The organism is Methanocalculus sp., assembly GCF_029762515.1.
Classification (GTDB): domain Archaea; phylum Halobacteriota; class Methanomicrobia; order Methanomicrobiales; family Methanocorpusculaceae; genus Methanocalculus.
In genome coordinates this window covers 1-5,113 of the sequence record NZ_JARVGN010000148.1, presented here as the reverse complement: position 1 = coordinate 5,113, position 5,113 = coordinate 1, and the positions used below count along the sequence as shown (strand labels likewise).

The following is a 5,113-nucleotide window of genomic DNA, read 5'->3' as shown; positions in this document are numbered from 1 at the left end:
TATGGAGGGTCTTTTTGTCACACACCCCACATGCGCAAAAAAGATCGCAGCTATCCCCAGCATTATGTCGGGATCGAAATCCTTCACTATTTTATACGTCTTTATATCGTTGATGATTGTATGAAATAGCTTATTGACCAGACCAGTTCGGTTTTTCCCTATAACCTCGTACTCAAATTGGTAATTATCCAAGATCTGGATATTCATCTCTTTTTCAAGTGCCAAAATTTTTATAGAATGCCCTCTTTTTTCCATTTCCCAGATAAAATTCTTGAAAAAATGCACGTGCGCTGGATGCCAGACCCCAACAAGTATTTTCATTCAATCACCTACTTTTTTCAAATGCCGAAATTGTATTGATGGTTCTCTGAAGATCTGTTGTATTCATTCCAGGATGGCAGGGTAGCGTTAATATCTCCTGTGAAACCTTATACGCACCAGGATATGCACCACCATCGGGTTTTACTTCTGAATAAATATCTCTCGCCTCAACCCCATCACCAAGGAGACGATGTAACATGTCATATCGCAAACCATGTGGTACACGCACAGGGTAACGGATGTAATGAGTTATCTCCGTCCCCTCCTCCCTCTCCACTAATTCAATAGCTGTACAGTCTGATAACGCATCCTCAAGAAATCTCGCGTTTGTTTCCCTTATTCGTATGGTATCCTCAAATCTCGAGAAAATCCGAAGCCCCAATCGGCCTTGAAAATCTGACAGTGCGTACAAGGGTTCACTTGCATCGAATTGGTAATCGAATTCACTCATGCTACCACGTATCGTATCTTCCATCGAAAACAATCTCCTCTCGTTGAATTGAAAGAGATCCATCGTCTTCTTAAACAGGAAATATATGTAAGGATTAACGACATATCGATAACCGATCATCCGCCCGACGTTGCTCCCCCGGGTTTGCTGGTCTCGAAACAGGTCCATCAACCCGTCATGAGATGTCGTAAGCATACCTCCCCCAATTGGGATCGCCTTGCCCTCCTTGAAATTCAGGACGCTAAAATCTCCAAAAGTCCCCAATTTCCTCTTTTTAAAACGTGTACCGAGTGAATATCCCAGATCTTCTATCAGATAGATGTCTTTCTCTTTTGAAATTTCTGCCAGCTGATCCATCGGATTGGCAAGTCCAAAATGGTTGACGGAGATTATCGCAAGTGCGTTATTGAGATCCATGCCCTGAAGTTTCTCCATATCCATGCTGAGTGTCAGGGGATTTATATCACAGTATAAGGGCGTTAATCCTGCCTCTCGAATGGCGTGGGTAAAAGTGGGGCAGGAAAATCGGGGGAGGATTACCTCTCTTCGTGGATCAAGATCCTTCACGATCATCAGGCAGGCATAAATCGATCGCATAAATGACGTGAAAGTGTACGATTCCTTGGCCTCTAGATATGAATTGATAGCATCTTTAAAGCGGCTCAGACCATCTTTTTGATCTGTGATGGCTGATCCAATATCCATGATGCTAATTGGAGTCATCGCTGAGGGAAGATATCGAATATTTACACTCATTTTAGCGCCTCGTTTCTGTTTTTGCTTGTCCATCCCCTGTTAAATGCATGCTCTCTTCTCCCTTTGTTAGTAAAAGAGATGAACCCCTCCAACACTGCTCCCAGTGCAGGGAAAGGATCGTCCACCGATAGTGTGTCATAACACAGGTTCTCATTCCTGAACTTCAGAAATTCAGGGATAGCCGTAATTTTGTTAGAACTCCCTAAAAGCCAGAGGATATCGCCAAAGATCAACCAGCGGCTTCTCATCCCAACAGGATAATCACAAACCGGTTCGACATCGCCATCTATCGTCATGCGATAGAGTAAATAAGGAAAATCAACTCCTGAGAAGATCGGCAGGGCGAGAGAACCCCAGAAACGAGGGTTTATCTCCATCAGTTTGTACTCATCTGTCCGGGAGTCCTTCCTGAATTCAACCATGGCAACCCCATGCCACTTTATTGATGTAAGCAGATCCATTGCATACCGCTCAAGTTTTGGATTGCGTATACCCTCCCTCAAAGTGCTGGGTCCCCCGCTAATCGGGTATTCTCGAATTCGTTTGTGAGAAAAGAATGCCCTGACCTCACCTTGGTTCAGAAGCAGGGACGTTCCGTAAGCGCCGCCATATGGAATAAATTCTTGCACCATCAGATTTCCAAAAAGACTCCGTGATTTCAGATACGCATCTTCAAGCTCCTCTGGAGACTGTACATAGATGATGCCACGTGAACCGGAACTTTCTCTCGGTTTGACGACGACGGGGAATGAAAAATCTTCTTTAATTCTTTCAAAATCAGGATGTTCAGTATATGTGGTCTTCGGGTGGGGAATATTGAGTTCCTCTGCAAGGCGGATGGTCTTTGCTTTATCCCTGCCGATTGTCAGGGTCTCATAGTCTGCAAGAGGGATCTTCACATAGGGGGAGAAACGTTGTTTGAATTTCGAAAGTGTCAGGGTGGTAGAATCTCTCACCGGAATGATCATATCCAGATCATTATTCTTGACGAAATCATGCATGAAATCTGCAAATTGCTCGGGATATCTGTCAGGATCTGGATAGACCACCCTCTCCTGCACGTATTTCGAGAAAAAGGTGGAACATACGGCCATTGACTCCCCGGCGATAACCTTGATGCCCTTCTTCCCCAGAGAACGGACGATCGCCAGTGCGGCCCGCGATCTCCCGTCCGTTACAAAAACTGAACCCATCGTTTACCTCAGAATGGTATCCTTTTTACAGCGGATTTCACCAGTTTACGATAATTACCCGTCCGTACTGAACCGATAAGTACACTAGGGTAGTGAACATATTGTGACGATTCAGTACCTTCAACTGTCGCCTTCTTTTGCGTAATCAACCGCCTGATATCCTCAGGATCGGTAATATCCTGATTAAAAACGGTCTGTACTCTGCCAACTTCGCATGCGAGGTGGGCATCGCTTCCACCGATACCTGGCAGATCATGCTTCTCTGCCAAAGCAGCTGCCTTGCGGTTCATTTCAGGCGGCCGCCTCCCATTCAATACCTCGATGATATCGACGTTTGCGACGACCTCAGGCGAGGGGGATAGGTTTTTCTTAAATGGATGGGGGAGTACTATCAACCCGTCCTGATCCCTGATCTGGTCAATAACATCAAGTATTTGACCTGGTTTCACTTCTTCGTGCAAAAAAAGACCGATGATATCACCCTGATCTGTTGATATCTCCTCACCGATAATAACCGCCATTTCGGAATTACATAATGACGCCTTTACAGCCCCCTGCAGCGTGTTATGGTCAGTGATTGCAAATCCTGAAAGATTTCGCCGCTTTGCCGCCTTAGTTATCGCTCTTATTGTGCAAAGCGAATCATACGAATATTGCGAGTGTATATGAAAATCAAATGCAGAAAAGTCATCTTTCATTCCTTCACCCTGTATTCTCTCATGAGATCTGATGCCGTCATAAAGGAAAATCCGCATTCCTTGGCGTGATGAAGAATACCATCCATTTGAACAACCGCCTTCTCTCCAAGATTTCGCAACTTGAGCCGCTGCCTGATTTTATCGGCAAAGAGGTATTTAATCCGATTATTTGTTCTCCGTGTAGTGATGACATTTCCACGAGTATCCAAACATTCGTTCGGATGAAATAAGAAGACAACTGGTCTGCCGGTATGCGCAGCCTCAAAAAAAAGAACTTCTTGAAGCAGTCTAACCATGAGTGGAGATATCCTCATCGTCGTTCCGATGTAGGGAACCAAGAGTGCAGATACAGGGATCTCGAGGATTGATTGATCTCCGTCCAGATAATGGGGGCCCCTCGGTGCAGTGAGCCATTTCAGCTTCTGCTTCGATCCGAACGTAAAAGGCCCATCAAAACGCTGTGGGCAGACGGAACTATCTGTTGTGAAGCGGGTCGCCGCAAGTGCTCGTATGGTGTCATCGTTGATTCTGAGTGCCGGTGCCCTGAAGGCCTGGATGGGGCCAGCGACTGATTCAATAATCTTCTTCGCCGTTGTAAGATCATGGACCTGCTCATCGTAACTGAGAATGTCAAAAGCCCTGTCCACTTCATGGAGGTGGCCGTGGCATCCGATTTCATGACCATGATCCTTCACTAGCTCAATGGCCTCAGGAACAGCCTGTGCAAGCTCACCGGTAAAGTAAAAGGTTGAGGCAGCATCATGCTTCGCCAGTACTGCGAGCAGTCTGGGCAACCCCTGATCATATACCTGCCGGGCTGTCTCAGGATCGCACCGATTCAGCGGAATCGAGAAGCTCTCGACATCGACCGTCATCAAAAAATTCATCCAGCCTCACATTCCGTGTATCCTAGCGTATTACCCACTTGATCACTTCAAACGCCTCTGCATACTTCTCCTCTATCTGGGTTCCGCGAGTCATCGCAAGACCCTTAATGAAGTCGCCCTGAGTATAGACCTTCTCTTTCTGCGTTTCGTAGCACTGTAATGCCTCAACTTTTTTCTGGATCTGGCCTTCGGTAAGGGATATGAAGGCAAGAGTGTTGAAGGTAATATTATTCCAGGGCTGTTCATAACCAAGGATCGTGCAATTTTTAAATGCCCGCAGAGTCTCTTCCCGCGTTGTCTTATGATCCTGATGGGTGTCGTAGGAGGAGGGCGTGAAGACGATATCGGGCTTGAGTTGATTTCTCACTTCAATCAGGGTATCGAGAATTGGCTGGCGATATTTCGGGAATTCCCGTACCTCGAAGTCAAAGAGAATGGGTTCACCTATGCCCAGCACTTTTGTTGCACGCTTTACTTCCTGTCTGAGGATGTCAGGCGGGTATTCGAGGGGTATGGATTTTTCGCATGCAGAGAGGGCCACATACTCGATCTCGTCTCCTTCCTCGATAAAACGGGCGATCGAACCTCCACACCCGAGTTCGCCGTCGTCGGTGTGCGGGCTGATGATCAGTATCCGCCTGCTCATGAAACACCCTCTAGCGCAGTCATGTTCCGGAAGATCTGCGGAAGATCGCAGGGCTGGATGTTTTGGAACGGAACTGTGTCGTAGAGAACAGGGGAATTCACGATAAGAATATCTCCGTACCTCTGCAGTTCGGCATGCTCCTCAGCATCATCCCATGCTCG

The 5,113-nt window shown here is 46.6% G+C and carries 6 protein-coding genes; all 6 read right to left on the bottom strand.

Annotation, left to right across the window (positions count from 1 at the left end):
- The coding region (locus QCH34_RS06555; RefSeq protein ID WP_300332023.1) for a DUF354 domain-containing protein at positions 1-321 on the bottom strand (321 nt) is incomplete at its 3' end.
- A gap of 4 nt (positions 322-325) precedes the next feature.
- Positions 326-1,528: a DegT/DnrJ/EryC1/StrS family aminotransferase gene (locus QCH34_RS06550; RefSeq protein WP_300332020.1), complete on the bottom strand. Its 1,203-nt coding sequence runs from the start codon at positions 1,526-1,528 to the stop codon at positions 326-328.
- Entirely contained in the window at positions 1,525-2,721 is a 1,197-nt protein-coding gene (locus QCH34_RS06545) for an ATP-grasp domain-containing protein (protein ID WP_300332015.1), read from the bottom strand. Before QCH34_RS06545 ends, QCH34_RS06550 begins: the two co-directional genes overlap by 4 nt.
- A gap of 8 nt (positions 2,722-2,729) precedes the next feature.
- A complete protein-coding gene (locus QCH34_RS06540) occupies positions 2,730-3,419 on the bottom strand; it encodes a PHP domain-containing protein (protein WP_300332010.1) in 690 nt (229 codons plus the stop codon).
- A complete protein-coding gene (locus tag QCH34_RS06535) occupies positions 3,416-4,294 on the bottom strand; it encodes a polysaccharide deacetylase family protein (RefSeq protein ID WP_300332007.1) in 879 nt (292 codons plus the stop codon). Before QCH34_RS06535 ends, QCH34_RS06540 begins: the two co-directional genes overlap by 4 nt.
- A gap of 34 nt (positions 4,295-4,328) precedes the next feature.
- Positions 4,329-4,952, bottom strand: coding sequence for a PIG-L deacetylase family protein (locus QCH34_RS06530; RefSeq protein WP_300332004.1), 624 nt, complete (start codon positions 4,950-4,952; stop codon positions 4,329-4,331).
- Positions 4,953-5,113 lie beyond the last annotated feature (161 nt).